General features: G+C 40.1%; 22 protein-coding genes. 11 read left to right on the top strand and 11 right to left on the bottom strand.

Annotated features, from left to right (window positions below; genetic code table 11):
- Positions 1-30: 30 nt before the first annotated feature.
- Together bioB and queG are read right to left on the bottom strand one after the other, a co-directional pair.
- A complete protein-coding gene (bioB, locus tag B9T23_RS06700) occupies positions 31-1,020 on the bottom strand; it encodes a biotin synthase BioB (RefSeq protein ID WP_086193521.1) in 990 nt (329 codons plus the stop codon).
- Between the two features lie 284 nt (positions 1,021-1,304).
- Positions 1,305-2,417 (bottom strand): tRNA epoxyqueuosine(34) reductase QueG, encoded by a 1,113-nt coding sequence (gene queG / locus B9T23_RS06695; RefSeq protein ID WP_086193520.1) that lies wholly within the window; start codon positions 2,415-2,417, stop codon positions 1,305-1,307.
- Between the two features lie 23 nt (positions 2,418-2,440).
- Between queG and B9T23_RS06690 the strand changes: the two genes are divergently transcribed.
- From B9T23_RS06690 to B9T23_RS06680, 3 genes are read left to right on the top strand one after another with little or no spacing between them, the layout of a single operon-like run.
- Entirely contained in the window at positions 2,441-3,913 is a 1,473-nt protein-coding gene (locus B9T23_RS06690; protein WP_086193519.1) for an NAD(P)H-hydrate dehydratase, read from the top strand.
- A complete protein-coding gene (locus B9T23_RS06685) occupies positions 3,906-4,181 on the top strand; it encodes an acylphosphatase (RefSeq protein WP_086193518.1) in 276 nt (91 codons plus the stop codon). Before B9T23_RS06690 ends, B9T23_RS06685 begins: the two co-directional genes overlap by 8 nt.
- A gap of 36 nt (positions 4,182-4,217) precedes the next feature.
- Entirely contained in the window at positions 4,218-4,556 is a 339-nt protein-coding gene (locus tag B9T23_RS06680) for a hypothetical protein (protein WP_171263063.1), read from the top strand.
- 9 nt (positions 4,557-4,565) lie between these two features.
- On the opposite strand, the gene ruvC is transcribed toward B9T23_RS06680, so the two are convergent.
- Positions 4,566-5,108, bottom strand: coding sequence for a crossover junction endodeoxyribonuclease RuvC (ruvC, locus tag B9T23_RS06675; RefSeq protein ID WP_086193516.1), 543 nt, complete (start codon positions 5,106-5,108; stop codon positions 4,566-4,568).
- 122 nt (positions 5,109-5,230) lie between these two features.
- On the opposite strand from ruvC, the gene B9T23_RS06670 reads away from it, so the two are divergent.
- The gene (locus B9T23_RS06670) at positions 5,231-5,797 is read left to right on the top strand and encodes an FxsA family protein (RefSeq protein ID WP_086193515.1); all 567 of its coding nucleotides are present in this window, start codon (positions 5,231-5,233) and stop codon (positions 5,795-5,797) included.
- 146 nt (positions 5,798-5,943) lie between these two features.
- Positions 5,944-6,582, top strand: coding sequence for a LysE family transporter (locus B9T23_RS06665; RefSeq protein ID WP_086193514.1), 639 nt, complete (start codon positions 5,944-5,946; stop codon positions 6,580-6,582).
- Here the strand turns inward: B9T23_RS06665 and B9T23_RS06660 are convergent.
- Positions 6,579-6,767, bottom strand: coding sequence for a hypothetical protein (locus tag B9T23_RS06660; protein WP_086193513.1), 189 nt, complete (start codon positions 6,765-6,767; stop codon positions 6,579-6,581). The two genes, B9T23_RS06665 and B9T23_RS06660, sit on opposite strands and share 4 nt — an antisense overlap.
- Positions 6,768-7,090: 323 nt before the next feature.
- Between B9T23_RS06660 and B9T23_RS06655 the strand changes: the two genes are divergently transcribed.
- The gene (locus B9T23_RS06655; protein ID WP_086193512.1) at positions 7,091-7,333 is read left to right on the top strand and encodes a hypothetical protein; all 243 of its coding nucleotides are present in this window, start codon (positions 7,091-7,093) and stop codon (positions 7,331-7,333) included.
- A gap of 51 nt (positions 7,334-7,384) precedes the next feature.
- On the opposite strand, the gene metK is transcribed toward B9T23_RS06655, so the two are convergent.
- Entirely contained in the window at positions 7,385-8,551 is a 1,167-nt protein-coding gene (gene metK, locus B9T23_RS06650; RefSeq protein WP_086193511.1) for a methionine adenosyltransferase, read from the bottom strand.
- A gap of 847 nt (positions 8,552-9,398) precedes the next feature.
- Between metK and tkt the strand changes: the two genes are divergently transcribed.
- The 3 genes from tkt to B9T23_RS06635 all read left to right on the top strand — a co-directional run bounded on the left by tkt (position 9,399) and on the right by B9T23_RS06635 (position 12,781).
- Positions 9,399-11,387, top strand: a complete 1,989-nt coding sequence (gene tkt, locus B9T23_RS06645) for a transketolase (protein ID WP_086193510.1) — start codon at positions 9,399-9,401, stop codon at positions 11,385-11,387.
- Between the two features lie 164 nt (positions 11,388-11,551).
- A complete protein-coding gene (locus tag B9T23_RS06640; protein WP_067724440.1) occupies positions 11,552-11,767 on the top strand; it encodes a hypothetical protein in 216 nt (71 codons plus the stop codon).
- Between the two features lie 429 nt (positions 11,768-12,196).
- Positions 12,197-12,781: a YceI family protein gene (locus B9T23_RS06635; protein WP_086193509.1), complete on the top strand. Its 585-nt coding sequence runs from the start codon at positions 12,197-12,199 to the stop codon at positions 12,779-12,781.
- 54 nt (positions 12,782-12,835) lie between these two features.
- Here the strand turns inward: B9T23_RS06635 and B9T23_RS06630 are convergent, their stop codons facing one another.
- The 3 genes from B9T23_RS06630 to exaC form a co-directional block, all read right to left on the bottom strand.
- Positions 12,836-13,468 carry a LysE family transporter gene (locus B9T23_RS06630; RefSeq protein ID WP_213033030.1) on the bottom strand — a complete coding sequence of 211 codons (633 nt, stop codon included), beginning with the start codon at positions 13,466-13,468 and terminating at the stop codon, positions 12,836-12,838.
- Positions 13,469-13,526: 58 nt separating this feature from the next.
- Complete coding sequence (locus tag B9T23_RS06625; RefSeq protein WP_086193507.1) at positions 13,527-14,246, bottom strand: glutamine amidotransferase; 720 nt, start codon at positions 14,244-14,246, stop codon at positions 13,527-13,529.
- Positions 14,247-14,396: 150 nt separating this feature from the next.
- Positions 14,397-15,908: an acetaldehyde dehydrogenase ExaC gene (gene exaC, locus B9T23_RS06620; RefSeq protein ID WP_086193506.1), complete on the bottom strand. Its 1,512-nt coding sequence runs from the start codon at positions 15,906-15,908 to the stop codon at positions 14,397-14,399.
- Positions 15,909-16,111: 203 nt separating this feature from the next.
- On the opposite strand from exaC, the gene B9T23_RS06615 reads away from it, so the two are divergent.
- Entirely contained in the window at positions 16,112-17,293 is a 1,182-nt protein-coding gene (locus tag B9T23_RS06615) for a helix-turn-helix domain-containing protein (RefSeq protein ID WP_086193505.1), read from the top strand.
- Between the two features lie 22 nt (positions 17,294-17,315).
- Here B9T23_RS06615 and B9T23_RS06610 read toward each other — a convergent pair whose 3' ends face one another.
- Together B9T23_RS06610 and mdh are read right to left on the bottom strand one after the other, a co-directional pair.
- The gene (locus tag B9T23_RS06610) at positions 17,316-18,284 is read right to left on the bottom strand and encodes an alpha/beta hydrolase (protein WP_086193504.1); all 969 of its coding nucleotides are present in this window, start codon (positions 18,282-18,284) and stop codon (positions 17,316-17,318) included.
- A 183-nt stretch (positions 18,285-18,467) separates the two neighbouring features.
- The gene (gene mdh, locus B9T23_RS06605; protein ID WP_086193503.1) at positions 18,468-19,640 is read right to left on the bottom strand and encodes an iron-dependent methanol dehydrogenase; all 1,173 of its coding nucleotides are present in this window, start codon (positions 19,638-19,640) and stop codon (positions 18,468-18,470) included.
- 442 nt (positions 19,641-20,082) lie between these two features.
- On the opposite strand from mdh, the gene B9T23_RS06600 reads away from it, so the two are divergent.
- The gene (locus B9T23_RS06600) at positions 20,083-20,367 is read left to right on the top strand and encodes a hypothetical protein (protein ID WP_067724448.1); all 285 of its coding nucleotides are present in this window, start codon (positions 20,083-20,085) and stop codon (positions 20,365-20,367) included.
- A 110-nt stretch (positions 20,368-20,477) separates the two neighbouring features.
- Here the strand turns inward: B9T23_RS06600 and B9T23_RS06595 are convergent, their stop codons facing one another.
- Positions 20,478-22,556: a TonB-dependent receptor plug domain-containing protein gene (locus B9T23_RS06595; protein WP_086193502.1), complete on the bottom strand. Its 2,079-nt coding sequence runs from the start codon at positions 22,554-22,556 to the stop codon at positions 20,478-20,480.
- Positions 22,557-22,595: the final 39 nt, after the last annotated feature.

The following is a 22,595-nucleotide window of genomic DNA, read 5'->3' as shown; positions in this document are numbered from 1 at the left end:
GCTTTTTTATCAACGATCAGAATGAGTCATTTAACTCGTCATGGCATCTACTGATAATTCTTTAATACTTGGTTTGGCTTTTTCTGCTACCAAGCCTAACCTATCAAATAACTGTTTGTCTTTACCTTCACCCGCATTCGGGGTAGTCAAAAGCTTTTCACCCGAGAATAATGAGTTTGCACCCGCCATGAAGGCCAAGGCTTGATCGGCATCAGACAAAGACTCGCGACCTGCAGAGAGACGAATATAGCTCTTTGGCATAATAATACGTGCTACAGCAATGGTGCGAATCCATTCGGTTATATCAAGTTTTTCTACATCTGCAAGAGGAGTACCTTCAATAGGAACCAGCATATTGATAGGTACAGATTCAGGATGAATCGGCAACGTTGCGAGTTCGTACAAAAGACCAATCCGATCTTTACTGTTTTCACCTAAGCCAACAATCCCACCACTACAGACTTTCATACCCGCTTGACGGACATGATCCAAAGTATTTAAACGATCATCATAAGAGCGTGTGGTAATAACATTGGGATAATATTCGCGAGAGGTGTCGAGGTTATGGTTGTAATAGTCTAAACCCGCTTCACTCAGGCGTTCGGCTTGCGATTGATTAAGCATCCCTAAAGTCATACAGGTTTCTAAGCCAAGTGCTTTCACTTCGCTGACCATTTCTAACACATAAGGCATATCGCGTTCATGTGGATTACGCCAAGCTGCACCCATACAGAAACGTGAAGAACCTGAAGCAAGCGCTTCTTTGGCTTCTTGAATCACTTTATCGACAGCAATACGTTTTTCAGCTTCAAGTTTTGAATCATAACGCGCTGACTGTGAACAATATTTACAATCTTCAGGGCATTTACCTGTTTTAATTGAAAGTAATGTGCTGACTTGAATGGTATTTGGATCAAAGTGTTCACGATGAATGCGCTGTGCTTCAAAAACTAAATCTAAAAAAGGCTGATTATATAAAGCCTGAATTTCGTCACGTGTCCAGTCATTACGTACATTCATTGGTGAAAATCCATAATCATCATTATTTATTATTTTTTATCATACCTAATTTATGTGAAATCAAAAGGCATAAAAAGCCAAATTTGATGGTATCTATCGATTAATTTGAAATGAATTTTATAAATATAAGATTGTATATTTAGTTACAAACTAACTTGAATTGCTGTGAATATAGTTACAAAGTTTTTTATAATATTTTTTAGTTTGCATTGAACTGGACGCTAATTTTTTTATAAGACTGAAACTTTGCGCATATCTAGAAAAGTGGAATTTAAGAAAATATCTTACAATAAGTTAACTCCTTCATTAGATTTAGTCACTTGTTCCTGAATTGCCCAATCAATATGGACTTGCACAATCTCATCATGCGAATCACGCGTTTGCTTTAAAGTTTCAATAATTTCATGAGAAAATGGTGCATTTCCCAAACCAATCGCAATATTTCGCATAAAGCTTTGATAACCGGTACGTCGTATTGGACTGCCTTCAGTCTTGGCTAAAAAGGTCGCTTCATCCCAGTGCCATAAATTCAGTAAATTGATCTGATCTAAACCATGGCGTGGATTAAAATCTTCAATCGTGGCTTTCTTGGCAAAACTATTCCAAGGACAAATCAGTTGACAATCATCACAGCCAAAAACACGATTCCCAATACCACGACGTAATTCTTCAGCAATGATGCCTTTATATTCAATGGTTAAATAAGCAATACATTTACGCGCATCGAGCATATAAGGTTCAACAATGGCTTGGGTGGGGCAAATGTCGATACAGGCTGTGCAAGAGCCGCAATGCTTGGTTGCAGGCGAGTCGAAGGGCAAATCCAGCGAAGTAAAGAGTTCACCCAAAACAAAAAAGGAACCTGATTTTTTCTGAATCAATAAGGTATGTTTACCTGTCCAGCCCATACCGGCATTTTCTGCCAAAGATTTTTCAAATACTGGCGCAGAGTCAGCAAAAGGGCGTGATTCAAAATCCCCCACTTTTTCTCGAATTAAAGTGGCTAAAGTCTTTAAACGACCGCGCATGGTTTTATGGTAATCGCGACCTCGGGCATAGCGTGCAATGATGGCTGCATTAGGCTCATCCGGTACATAACGCGGTTTAGGCGTTTCGACCAAATAGTTCATTCGTACGCAAATAATGCTTTTAGTACCGGGAACCAGCAAAGTTGGATCAGCACGTTTTTCTAAATTTTCTTCCAGAAACTTCATATCGCCATGATAACCGCGCTTTAAATATTCTTTAAAACGTGGCAATTCTTCTTGAGCATCTGGTTTGGCAATGACACAATCACTGAAGCCTAATTGCAAAGCTTGAGCTTTAATCCACGCTTTTAGCGCTTCAGGATCATATTGATCTAAAGGTATTTTCTGTGACGGTGTGGATGTTGCCATAATTTAACAAGAAGAGAAGAACAATGCGTCAGCCAGTTTATCATAGCCAAAGTATTCAAGCATGGGAGCAACGCTGGTTTGCCAAGCAAAACAGTTCTTATGCGTTAATGCAGCAAGTCGCCTGGATGATTGCGCAGCGTCTAGTTCCCATTTTTCAGCAACAGCAAATAAAAAAAATCGCGGTGTGTTGTGGGCAAGGCAATAATGCAGGTGATGGATATCTAACGGCTAAATATTTAAAACAAGCCGGTTTTAATGTCGAGATTTATGCCGCCGAATTAGGTGCTTCAAAAGATTTACACAGTGCGTATCAAGAAGCTGTAACTGCAGAAATAAAAATCCATTCAGGTTTTGAATTTCCAAAACAATATGACTGCTATATCGATGCTTTGTTTGGCATTGGTTTAAATCGTGAACTCGGTGCTGATTGGCAGCAGATTATTCATAATATTAATGTTCAGTCTGGTTTGAAAATTGCCATTGATGTTCCAAGCGGTTTACAGGCCAATACTGGTCAGCCATTACCGTGTGCGATCAAAGCCGATTACACCTATTCGGCTTTAGGTTTAAAAGCTGGGCTATTTACCGGACAAGGGAAAGAATTTGCAGGACAGGTTGATGTCATTTCCCTGATTCCTATAGATGAAGATTTAAATCCAAGCGCTCAACTTTCAGCAATGACGATTTTACTTCCACAACGAAAAGCTTTTGGGAATAAAGGTAGCTATGGTCATGTACTCGTCGTTGGTGGACATGTGGATATGGGCGGTGCGGTCATGATGGCAGCCGAATCTGCTTATAGTGCAGGTGCGGGGAAAGTCACGATTGTCTGCCATGAAAAACATCACACGGCGATTTTGGCACGCTCACCGAATATTATGCTGCGTGATATCAATGCCTTGACCAAAACAGAAATTCAACAATTATTAGATCATGTCGATGCGGTCAGTTTTGGTATGGGTTTAGGACGTGATCCCTGGTCTGAACAACAATTTTTTAAATGGTTCCCGAAGCTCAATACAGCTGAACATTTACATGCGGTGCTCGATGCTGATGCGTTATGGTTTTTAGCTGAGCATCCTGAATTATTAAAAGCAGATTCTTACGCGACACCGCATCCGGGTGAAGCTGCAAAACTTCTACATTGTTCTGTGAAAGAAATTGAAAATGATCGCGTTGCAGCGATTCATCAACTTCAGGAAAAATACGCAGGGCAGTGGGTGCTCAAAGGTGCAGGCAGTTTGATTTTAGAAGATCAGCTCTGGATTTGTACCGCCGGCAATGCGGGGATGGGAACGGGCGGCATGGGTGATGTGCTGGCAGGTATGGTGGCCAGTTTGAAAGCACAATTTTCCGGGCAAATTCATCTGCATGAAATCGTCACTTTACATGCTTTGGCAGGGGATTGGCTGGCGACAAAAGGGATGCGTGGTGTGCAGGCTCATCATATGCATGAAGCGATTTATCATGTGGTCAATGGAAGTCATGATGAATAAGGCCATCAAATTAATCATTCATGGCAAAGTACAAGGTGTGGGCTACCGCCGCTGGTTTGAACAGCATGCTTTAGAATTAGAACTTAAAGGCTATGTAAAAAATCTGGATAGCGGTGAAGTTGAAGCAGTCATTGTTGGTACGGAATATCAGCTCCACACAATCATTGAACGTAGTTATATTGGCCCATCACGTGCCGAAGTTTCAAAGATTATTCAAATCGAATTTGATCAAAAACAGGATTTTATTGCATTTAAAATGTTGCGATAAATAGGACGTTGATAAAAACAAAAATATAGGCTGGAAATGATGGACAAATATCTGGTTGTGGCGATTGTGATCGCAATTTGCATTGTTATGGTGATTTACACACAACGTGGTGGTTCGAGTTCAAGTCGCTCAGGCAATACCTCATTTAAGGATATCGTACAAAAAGAATTCATGAAATATAAAGTCATTGAAAGGAATCAAACCATTATGATTTGCGAAATTAATCATCGCAATGAACCGGATGAACTGGTTTTGATCCGGATTGATCCCAATCAGAAAAAGAATATAAGAAATTTCGGCCGGAGAGTTACTTTTACTTATCCCAAGCAACCCTCGATTGGTGAAATGCGTAAAGATTTCGCGCCGTATCTTTAAATATTCTACTTATCTTCTTCTAACGGTACGGCTACGACCACGTGCCATACCACCTAGAGCATTGAGTACTGCCATTTTACTCATACTGCCTGAAGCGTGGGCATGGCAAATCGCAGCAGCCAAGGCATCGGCAGCATCTTGTTGCGGCTTAATGCTTAAATTTAAAATACGCATGACCATCATCTGAACTTGTTCTTTATCTGCCGCACCATAACCCACCACGGATTGCTTAATTTGTCGTGCTGTATATTCCGCCACTTGTAAGTCTAGATTTACCAATGCAGCAATGGCAGCGCCACGAGCTTGTCCCAACTTTAGCGCAGAGTCGGGGTTTTGTGCCATAAAGACTTGTTCGACTGCCGCTTCGGTAGGACCATGAAATTTAACAATACGTTCCACACCTGCAAAAATACGTTTTAAGCGTTCAGGCATTTCCGGGGTTTCGGTACGAATGGTTCCTGCATCTACAAAAGTCAATTTTTGCCCATTTTTTTCGATAATACCGTAGCCTGTCATGCGAGAACCCGGATCGATACCAATAATTAATGACATATAAAGACTTTAAAAATAGAATAATGCCCATATTGTTACATAAGCGTATCAAAAAAGCTTGATCGTGATTAAGCGCTTGAATATTGCACCCTATTTATTTTATTGAGATTTGATTAATTTTTATGAAATTATTTCTTATTGTTTTGGCTGGCTTAATCCTTGAAGTCTTTGTCTGGATTGGCGTGGGTGACCTCGTCGGCAGCATGTGGTACGTATTTTTCTGGTTTGTTGCTGCATTTTTCATCGGGATCAATATGATCCGTACCCATGCGTCTGGTCTGCAACAAATGAAACAAGGTCAAATGGCCATGGACCCAAGTCTAAGCAATAATTTACCTAAAATTATTGCGGGTTTGTTGTTACTGATTCCAGGCTTAATCACTGATGTACTTGCACTGTTAATACTCATTCCACCAGTACAACAAGCTTTGAAAGCTGTGGCAATGAAAACCATGATGAAACGTCAACAGGCCATGATGGAAAAAATGATGGGTGGTATGGGGAATATGGGAGGCATGGGCGATGCAGGTGCTCAAGGTCAAAATTCATTTGCGGATATCATGCGTCAAATGCAAGAGATGCAACAGCAAGGTGGGACACCGCGTCATGACTCTAGCATTATTGATGGTGAAGCACGTGAAGTAATGCCAGATGCGAAAAAAATTGAAATGAAAGATGTGAATAAATAAGTTTATTGATCTATATTTTTTTAAAGCCGAATCCTGATGATTCGGCTTTTTTATGCTTTCTATATTTGTATTAAAGGTAGGGCGTGAGACATGCAAAAAATTGAACAAACGATATAATACGTTTTTTTAAAATCTCCTCTATTTCTATGTCATTGCTTTTGACCATTTGTGCACTGCATTTTGTTGCACAGCTTAGCCCCGGGCCGGATGTTCTACTGATTGCTAAAAGTTCAGCATCGACTTCAAGAGCCAACACTTTAAAAATTATTTTCGGTATTTCAGTCGGTATTGTGGTTTGGGTGGTGCTGACCCTACTTGGCTTTACTGTGCTGATAGAACAATTTCCATGGATACAACAGGTTTTAATGTTGATTGGTGGACTGTTTTTGGCTCGCATGGGTTGGGCAATGTTGAATGGGGGGTTAAAAACCCTTAAAAAAGAAACAAATCTGGATGATGCTCAACAACACACTGCACCTGATGCTAAAAACCATTTTTTATTGGGATTGTTTACCAATTTATCCAATCCTAAGACTCTGATTTATTTTAGTAGCGTCTTTTCTTTAGCTTTAAGTTCATCCGCATCGACCCATTTAAAAACCCAACTTGCAGTGATTATTCCTCTGCAAACCTTTTTGGTTTTTGCATTGTTCATGCTAATTATGTCGATGCCAAAAATCAAAGCTGCTTATCAGCGTTCAGGGAGTTATATCGATATTATTTCGGGGGGATTATTCCTGATTTTTGCACTCTGGTTAGCGGTTGATGCATTAGCGATGTTTTAGTCTTTTTTGACGGAATCATCCGTGAGTGGTGTAGATGGGGGTGTAGCAGGACGTACTTCCTCATTTTTTTCGCCTTGAGAATAGCGATTGGGTTTTAAGGTTGTTTCAGTATTTTCTGAACCTTTGTAGCTGCGGCTACGGTTGGCACGTTCACGTAAGCCACCCTTTTTAATCAGTTGAACCATCATACACTCCAGATTATTGCCTGCTATTTTAACTAAAAACATGAGCATGATGTGGATCTTAAACGCACCAATTTAATTTTTGACTAATTCCATTTTTGTTACAAAGAATGTCAGTTTGTTTTAATTAGAAAAGAGATTTTTTATTAAAAATAAATAGATTAAATAAATAATGAAAAAGATTTATATTTTGGTCAATTTTAGTTATTGATAAATAGCCTTGTATCTAGCTAAAGACTCACATAAGATCTTATTGATATTACCCTCCATCAAACAATATGGTGGAAATATAAAAACAAGAATGTGCGTAATGTAGGAGCATGGCTATGCTATATCAATATCATTGTGCTTGTTGTGATCAAGTCGTTGATTCGACTCATAAAGAATGCACAAATTGCGGTTCACATAATATTAAAAGCCCGTATGGTTTCTGGATTTTTTGTGTTTTAAGCTGCTTGGCAGCAGTCATCATCTTTAAAATCGTTCATGTCTATTTACAGGATCATCAAGAAACGCCTGTGCAAATTTCATTATTAGAAATTCTACAACAGGGAGGAAAAACGAAATAATGATTTTTTACGTAAAAAAAGCCCACAGATGTGGGCTTTTTTATGAAAAAATTACAGTCCGGCAGAGGCTTTAAGCGCTTCCACTTTATCCGTTTTTTCCCAAGTAAATGCAGTGTCTGAACCTTCACGACCAAAATGACCATAAGCAGCAGTTTGCTTATACATCGGTTGAATCAGGTCTAGCATGCGGGTAATGCCGTATGGACGTAAGTCGAAGTGTTCACGAACCAATTGAATGATTAATTCTTCAGATACTTTTGCTGTATTGAAGGTATTGATTGAAATTGAAGTTGGCTCTGCAACACCAATTGCATAAGACACCTGAATTTCACATTTATCAGCAAGACCAGCAGCAACAATGTTTTTCGCTACATAACGACCTGCATAAGCAGCAGAACGGTCAACTTTAGATGGGTCTTTACCAGAGAAAGCACCACCACCGTGACGTGCCATACCACCGTAAGTATCTACAATGATTTTACGACCAGTCAAACCACAGTCACCTACAGGACCGCCAATCACAAACATCCCGGTTGGGTTGATGTGGAATTTGGTGTCTGCATGGAACATGTCAGCAGGAATCACTTTTTTCACGATTTCTTCAATCACAGCTTCTTTAAGATTTGCTTGTGAAATTTCAGGATCGTGTTGGGTAGACAATACCACCGCGTCTAAACGAACAGGCATGCCATTTTCATATGCAAAAGTCACCTGACTTTTCGCATCTGGACGTAACCAAGGTAAACGGCCATTACGGCGTAGTTCAGCCTGTTTTTCCATTAAGCGATGTGCATAAGAAATAGGAGCAGGCATTAAAACGTCAGTTTCGCGGCTTGCATAACCAAACATCAAGCCTTGGTCGCCCGCACCTTGATCTTCAGGTTTTTGACGGTCAACACCTTGAGCAATTTCAGGAGACTGTTTACCAATCATGTTGATGACAGCACAGGTTGAACCATCAAAACCAAGGTCAGAATGGTGATAACCAATTCCATTTACGGTTTGACGTACAATTGCTTCGAAGTCAACATTTGCAGTTGTTGTGATTTCACCGGCAAGTACTACCGCACCCGTTTTTACAAGCGTTTCACAAGCAACCCGTGCATATGGGTCTTCTGTTAATATTGCATCCAAAATAGCGTCACTGATTTGGTCAGCCATTTTATCCGGATGGCCTTCGCTTACAGATTCCGAGGTAAATACAGCGTACTCGCGCATAAGTCCTATCACAGTTAATTTTAAAGACCCGATATGTTACATCGAGTTAGACTTTTGGACTAGTTCTACACGACCAAAATGACTGAAATTATTTCAATTTCACGACTTTTTAATTGATATATGCATCTAAAAAACTGATAAGCAGAAGAAATTCGGCTTTAAAGTTGGAATTTCCGATATGAAAATTTTTATAGCGCATAGATTTAGTCAGTGAGTCAAAGTGTATTGATTGAGGATGAAAATATTATTAATAGGATTGCATGTTAAAGTTTATGTATAAAAATAATTATAATTATCAATATTTTAATTGGAGTAAATTGTGTTTCATTATTGTTTTAAGATCACTCTATTCAACTTATATAAGCAATAAAAATAGTCACAAAATATCGATTTAAAATAATTATATTTTTCATTAAATATTTCCAAAGATGAATTTTATTCAACTTTTGTATCTACTGGGTGTTAATTGACCAATTTCATTTAATAAAACTTTACTGACACCATCATGTGAGGGAAATTCATCCATTCATAGCTCAAAAAAAAAATGATTCCTTGGATAAGTGAAATATTTGAATAATGTTCTGACTCAATAAATGAAGCTGACTTATCGTTAAAATATTATTTATGAGTTTTAAATTAAATAAATCATGACTTTTACTTAGCTGCTAAATACTTAAAAGCGATGTGAAATTGAACGCTGCCTGCATTTAAATATGTCTAGTCACGAATAAATAGTGAAATGTTGACTATTAGGCTTTACCCCTTGCTGTTTTTTTAAGACAATATAGCCAGCTTTGAATTTTCCTATTCATCATCTTCTTTAAACGATTTAGTTGGACTCTGACCTATGACAACCCCGCTTAATGAACGTCGTATTGCAAACGCAATTCGTGTATTGGCAATGGATGCTGTGCAAAAAGCAAATTCAGGACATCCAGGTGCTCCAATGGGGATGGCAGATATCGCTGATGTAGTATGGCGTGAATTTTTAAATCATAACCCAACAAATCCACAATGGGCCAACCGTGACCGTTTCGTATTATCGAATGGCCATGGCTCAATGCTTCAATATGCATTATTACATTTAACCGGTTATGACCTTTCAATTGCGGATCTTCAACAATTCCGTCAATTACATTCTAAAACGCCTGGTCACCCTGAATTGGGTTATGCACCAGGGATTGAAACTACAACTGGTCCACTCGGTCAGGGTATTGCCAATGCAGTTGGTTTTGCTTTAGCTGAAAAAACGTTAGCAGCACAATTTAACAAAGACGACATTAAAGTTGTTGACCATTTCACTTACTGTTTCCTCGGTGATGGTTGCTTAATGGAAGGTGTTTCACACGAAGCATGTTCATTGGCAGGTACTTTAGGTCTGGGTAAGTTGATTGCTTACTATGACGACAACGGCATTTCAATTGATGGTGAAGTTGAAGGTTGGTTCTCTGACGATACAGAACAACGTTTCCATGCGTATGGCTGGCAAGTGATTAAAGTTGATGGACATGATGCTGATGCAATCCGTCAAGCAACTTTAGATGCAAAAGCTGAAACTGCTAAACCAACTTTAATCATCTGTAAAACAGTGATTGGTTTAGGTTCACCAAACAAACAAGGTAAAGAAGATTGCCACGGTGCGCCGTTAGGTAATGATGAAATTGCTTTAACCCGTGAAGCCTTAGGCTGGAAAGAAGAAGCATTTGTTATTCCTGCAGACGTATATGCTGCTTGGGATGCAAAAGACAAAGGTGCTAAATCTGAAGCTGCCTGGAATGAAGTATTTGCTGCATATGCTGCTAAATACCCAACTGAAGCTGCTGAGCTTAAACGTCGTATCTCAGGTGATTTACCTGCTGACTTCGTTGCAAATGCAGATGCATATATTGCTGAAGTGAATGCAAAAGCTGAAACTGTTGCGACGCGTAAAGCGAGCCAAGCTGCGATTCAAGCATTTGCTCCACAACTTCCTGAAATTTTAGGTGGTTCTGCGGATCTTGCAGGGTCTAACCTGACGCTTTGGAAAGGCGCACAAGGCGTTCAGGACAATCCAGCAGGTAACTACGTTCACTACGGTGTACGTGAGTTCGGTATGACTGCAATTGCCAATGGTGTTGCACTTCACGGTGGTTTCATCCCTTACGTAGCAACATTCTTGATGTTTATGGAATATGCACGTAATGCAGTACGTATGTCTGCATTGATGAAACAACGTGTGATTCATGTTTATACCCATGACTCAATTGGTCTGGGTGAAGATGGTCCTACACATCAACCTGTAGAACAGATTGCCTCTTTACGTGGCACGCCAAACTTAAACACTTGGCGTCCATGTGACACCGTGGAAGCCGCGATTTCTTGGAAATCTGCACTTTTACGTTCTGAAGGTCCAACTGCATTGATCTTCTCTCGTCAAAACTTGCCATTCCAAACGCGTACTGATGCTCAAATTGCTGATGTTGCCAAAGGTGCTTATGTATTGGCTGAAGAAAAAGGCGAATTAAAAGCAATCATCATTGCAACAGGTTCTGAAGTATCTCTTGCGATGGAAGCGTATGCACAACTTGAAGGTGTGCGTGTTGTTTCTATGCCATGTGCTGAAGAATTCGTTAAACAGGATGCGGCTTACCGTGAAGCGGTGCTTCCATCTCACATCCGTGCGCGTGTAGCTGTTGAAGCTGCGCATGTGGATTACTGGTGGAAATTTGTAGGTCTTGACGGTCGTGTGATCGGTATGACGACTTACGGTGAATCTGCACCTGCGAAAGATTTATACCAATACTTCGGTATTACAACTGATGCTGTCGTTGCTGCTGTAAAAGAAATTACTGCTTAATTTTAAAAGATTAATTCAGTTAAAAACGCCCCATAGGGGGCGTTTTTATTTTGATAAATTTTTAACGATATTGTTCTAGCAGTTTTTACGAATAAGTATATAGTGATGCCATTCATTGAGTATTCATTTTGAGATGGCATTTATTCAGCATAAGTGAGGAAAATATGAGCCTTTATAACCAAATTAGTGATGAAATCACTTTAATGGAACCAGGTGAGCAAAAGTGGATCGGTCAGGATCTCCCCCTAGAAAGCATGATGGCCGTAGTATTGATGCTGAAAGAACTGGACGAAGAAAAAGTGATTAAAGTACGTCGCCAAAACCGTGAAAAGCACACTGGCTTAAAACAAGTCGATCGTGTCCTGGTTGAAAAGTTGTAAAAGATTAATCATCTTTAAAAGCCCCACATGGGGCTTTAATTGTTTTAGCGATGTAGTGAAAATCTTAGATCGCTTTTGGATGGTTCATCAGTTTAAATTGAAATAGATCAAGTCAGTCCATTGTCAGCAGGGCAGCATGATCCACTTTCCATATAAAGCCCCTAAACTGTGTGTTTTTTGTATTAAATGATTCGAAAATTATTAAAAAAATAATGAAAATCAGGCACTGAGACAGAATAATAAAAGTTGATTAAAAATAATTTATTAAATTTATCAATTATTTAGCATTAATGTATTTATATTGATACCGGATTGATCTGCAAAGCCAAGTGATTGTTCTATTCTTGCAACATATCGTTTTATCTATACCAGTGAATTAAGATAAGAAACCTATAAACTAACAACCATTCCGAAGCGAGATAAAAACACATGAATTTCAAAGCAATAACTTTAGGTTTGGCGGTTGCATCAGTTGCAACTTTATCGTTGGCAAAACCCGTTGCTTACCAAATTGATCCAACCCACTCAGCAACCGTTTTCTCTTGGAGCCACTTTGGTTTCTCTACACCATCTGCGAACTTTTCTGACATTCAAGGTACGATTAACGTCGATAATGCAAAACCTGCCAATTCCTCTGTAAATGTTAATATTCCAGTATCAAGCATCAATACTAATGTAAAAGCATTGGATGAGCATATTCAAACTGCAGAATTCTTTGATGTTGCCAAATATCCGAACATCACTTTTAAAAGTACCAAAGTTCAGGCTTTAGGTAAAAACAAATACAGAATCACTGGTAATTTAACCGTGAAAGATGTGACTAAACCTGTAGTTTTAGATGCTGTATTAAATAAACAAGCCGTGCATCCAATGACTAAACTGCAAACTGTTGGTTTCAATGCAACCACTTCATTTAACCGTTCAGCCTTTGGTGTTGGCGGTTATGTTCCAAATGTGGGCGATAAGGTTACTGTAAATATCACCACTGAAGCCTCAGTTCCTGCAAAAAAATAAGCCTAAAATGTTCTAAAAAAGCACCATTTTGATGGTGCTTTTTTTATTGAATGCTTAATCTCGATTCAGAATTAAATAACAACCAAAACTGATAAAAATGCCACCCGTTAAACCATCGATCCAGTTGCTGAAGCGTTGGTAATAGGCATTCATTTTTTGCCAGGAAAATAAATAAGCCACTAAAGCAAACCAGACTAAACTTTCAATCCAAATCAGAAAAAGTAATGAGCTTTGTGTGCTTAATGGTGCATCGGTATTGATTGCTAAGGCAAAAACACTACTGAAATACACCAGTGCTTTAGGGTTTGCCATATTGGTCAGAAAACCTTGAACTAACAGTGTGCTGTGTGATTTTTGCGGTAGAATTTCATTCTGCTTTTTTGAGATAGACGCCAGATTTTTATTGAAAGCGGATTTCAGCAATTGTATCCCTAAATAAAGCAGGTATAGACCGCCAAAAATCATCAGCACCTGCTGCAGCCAGGCAATTTTATGAAATAAAAAATGTAGACCACTGATCGCACAAATAGACCAGACTAAAATGCTCAGTGAAATACCTAAGGCAGCAAAGAGGGCGTGCGATCTGGATTGACTAATTGCACTTTGAGTAACGAAGAAAAAATCTGGACCGGGACTGATCAAAGCAAAGAAATGAATTACTGCAATACTGATTAAGGGTGTCATCATCAGAGACTTATATAAATGAATGACACCCTTATAAATGAATTAAATCATAAATTAAAGTTTATTTTCTCATCACTTGCTTCATATAATTTCGTAAAATTGCTGTAGCAACAGTTTCTAATGACATGGCATATTTTTCATTGTCTGCACGTAAAGCAGGAATATTAATTTCAGCTTTACGCAGTTCACAAGTATGGCCAATGAGCCATTTTTCCATGCTCTCTGCTGCAACTTCCAGGTGAAATTGTAAAGCCAGAATATTTTTCCCCACTGAAAAAGCCTGATTTGAATAAACATCAGAGCTTGCTAATAATTCAGCCGGTTCAGGCACATCAAAGGTATCTCCATGCCAGTGTAAAACAGGGGTATCACTTAATGGTGCAAGCAAGTTGTTTGGGGTATTTGAAATGCTCAGTTTGCTCCAGCCAATTTCCTTTTGATGACCGGCATAGACTTTTGCACCTAAAGCATGCGCAATCAATTGAGCGCCTAAACAAATACCCAAGGTCGGTAAATTTTCTTCTAAACGAACTTTTAGTAAGTCAATTTCTTGTTGTAAGAAAGGGTAGTCATCCGTTTCATAGACACCAATCGGCCCACCTAAAATAATGGTCAAACCTTGGTGTTGAAATGCTTTGCTTAAGTCATCTACACCGGCTTCAAAATAACGTACCCGAAAGCCGAGTTGATAAAATATATCCTCCATGACACCTAAGTCTTCGAAGGCAAGATGTTGAATGGCATAAATGGTGTCTGGAAAATCTGGAGGTGCTGTAGTCATACTATTTTTCAAGATATTTGGAATAAGAGAAATTTAGCCCGAATCTGAAGAAAAATGAAGGTTTCAAAGGAAATGATTTGTTTAATGCGCTGCAATAAAGAAAAAAGCGAACCGAAGTTCGCTTTTTTGATGCTTTATACCAAGATATTTTTAGAAGAAGCCCATCGGTTTGGTTGAATAGCTCACCAACAGGTTTTTGGTTTGTTGGTAATGATCAAGCATCATCTTGTGATTTTCACGCCCGATGCCTGATTTTTTATAACCGCCGAATGCGGCATGTGCAGGGTAGATGTGGTAACAGTTGGTCCATACTCGACCGGCCTGAATTGCACGACCGGCACGGTAAGAAGTATGTGCGGAACGCGACCAGACACCGGCACCTAGACCGTAAATGGTGTCGTTGGCGATTTTGATCGCATCATCAAAGTCTTTAAAGGTGGCAACAGCAAGTACAGGTCCAAAAATTTCTTCTTGGAAAGTTCTCATGTCATTGGTACCTTTGAAAATGGTCGGTTCGATATAGAAACCTTGCCCCACTTCATGACGTGCGCCACCACCTGTCAATATTTCAGCACCTTCAGCACGGCCTGTGGCGATGCAGCCTAAAATTTTATCTTGTTGCTCTTGTGAGGCTTGCGCACCAATCATGGTTTCTGTATCGAGTGGATGACCGGTTTTAATCCGTTTAACACGCTCAACCGCTTTCTCCAGAAATTTATCGGCAATGCTTTCTTGAACCAATGCACGCGAAGGACAAGTACAGATTTCCCCCTGATTCAGGGCAAACATCACAAAACCTTCAAGTGCTTTATCTAAAAAGTCATCATCTTCTGCCATCACATCTTCAAAGAAAAGATTCGGTGATTTACCACCCAATTCAAGGGTTACCGGAATAATGTTCTCGGTTGCATATTGCATAATTTGCTGACCGACTGCCGTTGAACCGGTAAATGCGATTTTGGCGATACGTGGATTGGTTGCAAGTGGACGACCCACTTCAACACCATAACCATTCACAACGTTTAATACGCCTTCAGGCAGCAGGTCTTGAATCAGTTCCACCAACACCAAAATACTGACAGGCGTTTGTTCTGCAGGTTTGAGCACAATACAGTTACCCGCAGCCAAAGCCGGTGCCAATTTCCACGTTGCCATCAGAATAGGGAAGTTCCAGGGAATAATTTGCCCGACCACACCTAAAGGCTCATGAAAATGGTAGGCAATGGTATCTTCATCAATTTCTGAAATGCCGCCTTCCTGCGCGCGGATACAACCGGCAAAGTAACGGAAATGGTCAATCGCCAAAGGAATATCGGCAGCTAGGGTTTCACGTACCGGTTTACCGTTATCCCAAGTTTCAGCTACAGCCAAAAGCTCTAAATTGGCTTCTAAACGGTCTGCAATTTTTAACAGAATATTGGAACGGGTGGTAGGAGAGGATTTGTTCCATTGTTCTTTGGCTTTATGCGCTGCATCCAGTGCAAGTTCGATATCTTCAACACTCGAGCGGGGAACTTTGGTGAATGCTTTACCATCGACAGGAGAAATATTGTCAAAGTATTCGCCTTTTGTGGGTGCTACCCATTGTCCACCAATGAAGTTTTCATACTGGGCTTTAAACTGAACTTTTGAACCAGGTTGATTAGGATCGACGTAACGCATATGAATTTTCCTTTGCTTATTTTAGTGTTTTTAACCGCATCTACAGCTTTGGTATAAGGTACTTTTGTACATTATTTGATTAGCATACATGGAATAAGGTTGGAGAAAGGTTGGAGACAAGAAGGTTTACAATCTTTTCAATCGGTCTTAAAAGAGTAGCTATTACAGCGGATGTAAATCATGAATTGTTGTGAGAATAAGGAATGATGAATAAGCAAAATTTGATGCAAAAAAGACATAAAATTGAGCAGTTTAGGCAAAGTAGTAGTCTTTCTTCCTTGCATGCAGAGCAGTTAGGACAGAGCATTGTCAGTTCGTGGCAACGCTCAACTTCTGCCGAAATTCCCAAAGATCGTGCAGCTGCGCCCTTGGTTCATTTACAAAAAGAAACCTATCCTTCTGCTTTAGAACATGCCTTGCAACATTGTGTACAAGATTTAAAGCATATTGCCGAGCAATCCTCGATGGTGCTGGCTGTAGGAGATATTGGCAGTACCATCATTTGGACCGCGTCTAGTCCTCAAATGCAAAGGGCAGCAGAAAGTGTGCATTTTATCGAAGGCGGGCAGTGGCGCGAGGAACTGGTTGGCACCAATGCTCTGGCTCTGTCTTTAAAAACCCAACAATCGAGTTGTGTATTTTCCAATGAACATTATATGTCATCAATTCATGATTGGGTTTGTTATGCAGCCCCGATTATTGATCCCTATTCCAAACAGGTTTTAGGCGTAATTGACCTATCTACAACTTGGCAAAAGCATAATAGTTTAGGGCTACTTGCAGCGGAGCGCTGTGCCTCGATTATTCAATCCGCCTTACTTGAATATCAGAAACAGCGATTGTTTATTCGGGCTTTTTCTGTGCCGCAAGTCATGTTCAATGGCAAAGTCTTGGTGCTTACCCCACGTCAAATCGAAATTTTGACTATTTTAGCGCTGTGCCCGCAAGGCTTAAGTTTGGATACTTTGCATCAGGCATTATATGGTGAACGAAAAGTCAGCATCGGCACGTTAAAAGCGGAAATGTCACAATTGCGCGATATTTTAGGCGGCATGTTGGGGTCAAGACCCTATAAATTATTGGCGCATGTTGAAGCTGATTTTTTACTGACAGAACAATCTTTAGATGCCGGATATATCGATTCTGCCTTAAAACTGTGTAGCGGTGTGTTTCTGGCAAAAACCGAAAGTCCTTTTTTGTGTGCCTGGCGTGATTGCTTGGAGTCACGTTTAAGTGATGCCATTTTTAAAGCCAATGAAACGGATGTTTTGCTTAAACATGTGGCGCATTTTCCTGAAGCGATTGATGCCGTTGAGCGTTTAATTGAACTCATGCCCAAAACCCATCCCGTGCATCAAACCTTGCTTAAACTTAAAGATAATTAACGCTGATGTTGTGTAAATACCGCTATAAACCTTTTTGCTTGAGCCATGCAAAGAGTTGCTGATAAACATGCTCGCGCACAGATTTTTCAGACAAGATCAGATCATGTACACCATTTTTTATTTCACTGATGGTGACATCACCTTTAATTTTCTTGGCATATTTATCAATATGTTTTACATCTAAAATCACATCACTAGTTTGCACATTTTTGTGCCATTTTTTGGGATTTTTGCTCTGATCTGAATGCATCACTAAGGCAGGGACGTTTAAGCTCACGCCTTGATGAATTTCCTTTTGCGCTTCAAAAATTGCCCGTACAAAACTCAAACGAACCCAGGGATAAGTTGGTTTTTTCCATTCAAGGTTAAAGTACCATTCTCCTTTTAAGTTTTTGTGCAAACTGGTTACATACCATTTATTCAGTTCACTGGGGAATTCTAAATCCGGGCAAATTTTGCCCACACGACTTAAATTGGGTAGCCCTAATTTTTTCTTGATCGGATTCATGTTGAAGTCGTAAAAGGGGCTATTGACCCACAGCGCTTTAATTAAAGGATTATGAGGATGATGTGCTGCATATAAAGTTGTGGTTAGACCGCCTGTTGAATGTCCACTCAGTAAAATAGCATCATGACCTTCTGCACCAATAATGTCTAAAGCTTGGGTGATTTCAGCATCGTATTCAGCAATTTCACGCACGTTATAATATTTTTGATGGGGAAGATGGGAACGCCCGTATTTACGTAAGTCGAGTGCGTAAAAGTCAAAACCATGTTGATTAAACTGTTCCGCCATTTCAGTTTGAAAAAAATAATCGATAAAACCATGAATATATAAAACAGCTTTGCTGGTTGGTTGCTGCGCTTTTTTGCGCACCAATGTTGCTGTGACTTGACCTTCATAATCATCTGGGAAATTTAAGGTGGCCTGTTCATATCCTGAACCTAAGATATCCAGTTGATAAAGGGGTTCAATTATCTGTTTTGTCATTGTTGTGCTCATTTGGAATTATCAATTTTCTTTTATCCTTCATGATGAGCAGTCATTTGTCAAATTGCTTTAAGTTCAATAATAAAAAAAGGCAACCTAAGTTTCCACCTCATTAAGAAAATGGAGTTTAGATTGCCAAAAATGTAAGTCAGAGATTCGAAGGAGAAGACTTACATTGAGGTTTTACATCGCCGCTTTGAATATATCAACCACTTGTGCATGGCTGGCTTTACGTGGGTTGGTCAGCATGCAGGCATCTTTTTGCGCGTTTTCAGACATGATGGCTAAGTCTGCTTCTTTCACACCCAGTTCACTTAAGCCAGATGGAATACCGATCGCGGCTGAAAGCTGACGAATCGCCTGGATCGCTTCATCTGCAGCTTCATTCACAGTCAAACCGTCAGTATTTACACCCATCAATTGGGCAATTTTGGCATAACGGTCAGGGCAGGCAATCAGGTTAAATTCACAAACGTGCGGCAGTAATACCGCATTACATACACCGTGCGGCAAGTTGTAGAAACCGCCGAGTTGATGTGCCATGGCATGGACATAACCTAAAGAAGCGTTGTTAAAAGCCATACCTGCAAGGTACTGTGCATAGCTCATCGCATCACGTGCTTCCAGATTTTCACCATTTGCGACCGCAGGGCTAAGCCATTCGCTAATCATGCTAATGGCTTTTTCTGCACAGGCATCGGTAATAGGATTAGCTGCGGTAGAGACATATGCTTCCACTGCATGGGTTAAGGCATCCATACCTGTTGCTGCGGTTAAACCCGCGGGTTTAGCAATCATCAGTTTAGGATCATCAATCGCAATCAGTGGAGTACAACGCCAGTCGACAATCGCCATTTTTACATGCGTGTCGGTATTGGTAATAATACAGAAGCGCGTCATTTCAGAAGCCGTACCTGCCGTGGTATTGATGGCAATCAGTGGCGTCATCGGTACTGTGCTTTTATCAATGCCTTCATAATCACGAATATGACCACCGCCAGCTGTCACCAAGCCAATACCTTTGGCACAATCATGCGATGAACCACCACCTAAAGATACGATGAAATCACAGCCATTGTCGTTATAGGCTTGTACGCCGTTATGCACGTTAATATCGGTTGGATTAGGTTCTGCACCCGGGAAAATATGGCTGTCAACACCAGCCTCTTTTAAATAAGCGGAAATGGTATCTGCGACACCAAATTTAAAAAGACCAGCATCAGTCACTATCAGTGCTTTTTTAGCACCTAAATCTTGTGCCTTTGCGCCAATTTCTTTGGCACAGCCCGGACCAAAAAGAGAAACACAGGGAATATAAAAACCGTTCGTTTGATCTGCAATATTTTTAAAAGCCATGGTGCGATTCCTTCTACCATTGGTATGTTGTTATCGGTGACCCTCACCGTAAATTGAGTATCAAAGGAACAGGGAGGAAATCCTACCTACCAAACACCTACCATTTCACATTATTGAATTTTTATTATTTTTAAATGGTTTGAGGTGCGTATTAAACAAGCACTTAAAAAGCATTTTTAATGCAAATAAATGGGATCAACCAGAAGGATTTTTTACTGCTAAAAAGATGTAAATCAGGTTTAAGGTGAGAATTTTTGAATGAATGAATAGCGATGAAGGCATTGTTTTTTATAAAAGTATAGTTTTCCATTTGGTAAATAAATTATTTTTTATTTAATAAATGATCAATATTCTTAAAAAATACTTGATCCTATTGTCGAGAGTAAATTATAGTCAACTTATATGATTTTTATATTAAATTCCTAAGGATGGGGGAGGTTTAATGAAAGTCGAACATGCGAATGAAGCAACATTATTATTACATGCAATTCATAAAGTTTTACTCAAAGAATGGGATCCTTTAGGGATTCGTAGCATCCGATCCATGTCTGATGAATATGAAGATTATTTGCCTAGACTGTTTATGATGATTTGTGAGAATGCAGATGAATCAGAGATTTTTGAATATTTATGGCGGATCGAAAATAAAGTCATGGAACAAAAAGGAAACCGACAACACACCTTAAGAATTGCAAGTTTACTTAAACAACTACAAAGCAAAAATTAACCAGATCATCCATGTTTGCGATCCAATAAAAATATAAGTTGCTGCAGAATATTTGAAAAATAAATCTACTGCCAAGAAAAAACCGGTGTCTGAGCACCGGTTTTTTATGTTTAGAATTTCTTTTCCAGACTGATTAATACACTTGGAATCGCTTGATTCACCCGTGATTCATAGAGGCTGCCATCCGACTGATTGGTTAAGCGCTCTTTATAATCGGTGCTGAAAATATTGCGCGCATTCAGTGTGGTTGCCCAGCCATCATTAAAGCGTTTGGTGATGCTGATATCCATGTTGACACGTTCATTACTGGTACGGTCATAAGGTTGGTTATCCAAGGCACGAGTAAATTCAGGCACGTAGTTCAGGTTCACACTGCTTGAAATGCGCCAAGGCTGATAGTTATAAGACAGACCAGCGCTTGCTGTATAAGGTGCAACATCACTGACCAGACGTTCTTGATGATTTTCATCTTCAACTTTTGCACGCACAGTAGAAAGTTGTCCATTTAACATAAATGAATGACCATTTTCCGTTTGTTTTAATGCATAACGTCCAGCAAGTTCAACCCCATAAGTGGTGGCATTGTTCTGGTTTTGTGGACGTTCTACAAAACGCGTACCTTCCTGACGAATCACTTTTTCAATATAGTCATCAATTTCACGTTGAAACGCGGTGATATTGATCCCACCGGATGGAGTGTTGTAACCCAGTGTGGACTCAAATGCAGTGATTTTTTCAGGACGTAAATTAGGATTACCACCCCGATCTGGATTGTTCAGGCTACCGGCATCGCTATCGGTAGACACTGAAACCGTGGGCAATAAACGGTCTGCTTTAGGGCTACGGAAAGCCTGACTGATATTGGTTTGCAAAGACCAATGATCATCTAAGTCAAAACGATGTGCCAAGACTGGGCTTAAGTGGCTGTCGCTATAATCGACTAAACCAGAACGCTCGATCCATTCTTGACGGGCACCTAAAGTCACGGTTTGGCGATCGGTAAATTTCCAGCTACCTTCCGCATATAATGCGTATTGCTGTTCATCTAAAGTCTGGCTGACATTGCTGTCGAGTTCATTGGCACGAGCATCTGCACCAAATTTAACTTGGCGGGTTTCATTGAACTTTCGAACACCATCATAAGCAATACCATATTCATTTACCGTTTCATCGGTAGAGCTGCGGAATGAAGGAGAGCGCGTCGATTCAGTTTCATTCTGCTGTTCGACAGAAAGGCGAATCTTGTCTGAATTACCTTTGTCTTTACGTTCATAACGCGTGTTTAAACGGATGCTGTCATTTTTATCATTTTGAACTTGATCGCCACGAACGCCGTCACTTTCGTTATTGCGATAGAACAATTCCGCAACCAGTTTTTGTTGGTCATCTAATTCATATTCAACACGGGGGGAGATCATTTGTGACTTGCGTTCAGTTACTCGTTTTTGTTCACGTGTTTCGGTACTGGTTTGAGTCCGTGTGATAGACGTGGTGTCATTCCACATTTGATTCGCTGACAGACTGTATAACCATGCATTATCACGACCATCAGCCTGAACACTGATATTTTTGCGTTCTTCTTCTCTTTGATCCGATTTGGCTAAACCATATCCAACCCGGACTGTTCCGCCTATGCGGGCATTATCTAACGGTTCTTTAAGAATAATATTAATCACCGCAGAAGATGCCACAGAGGCTTGGGCAACACTTGGCTGTTTGGTAATTTCAATACGTTCAATCATGTCTGGAGTGATACTGTCGACTACCGACATTCCACCACGTGGACCACCTTGAACCGCTTCGCCATTAATTAAAAATACCGGAGCACCGCCACCACGAAAACGCATACCTGAAGCACTGCCACCCCCACGTGGACCTTGTCCAGGAGTTGGCATCTGAAAGCCTGCAGCACGACGTAGGGCATCATTTACTGATTGGTCGCCAAATTGCAGCATTTCCTCACGCGTGACGATGGTTTTGGCAACCGCACTGATATCTGGATCTTTTGCTATTGTCGATGTTGCTTCGAATTTTAAAGTGGCCAGTGTTTGTACTGGTGCTGTTTGTTCTGAGGCGCTGTCTGTTGTCGTTGTATTTGTAATGGAATCAGCAGCCCAAGTTGGGGAGATAAAAGTGAGCAAGGCACAATTTAATGCGCTTAATTGCCAACGCGGTTGTATGCGTTTCATTATTTGATGTTCCAAATGTAATTTTGCGTAAAATAGCGT

Source organism: Acinetobacter terrae, from assembly GCF_002135195.1.
Classification (GTDB): Bacteria; Pseudomonadota; Gammaproteobacteria; order Pseudomonadales; family Moraxellaceae; genus Acinetobacter; species Acinetobacter terrae.
This window is presented reverse-complemented; position numbering and strand designations above follow the sequence as displayed.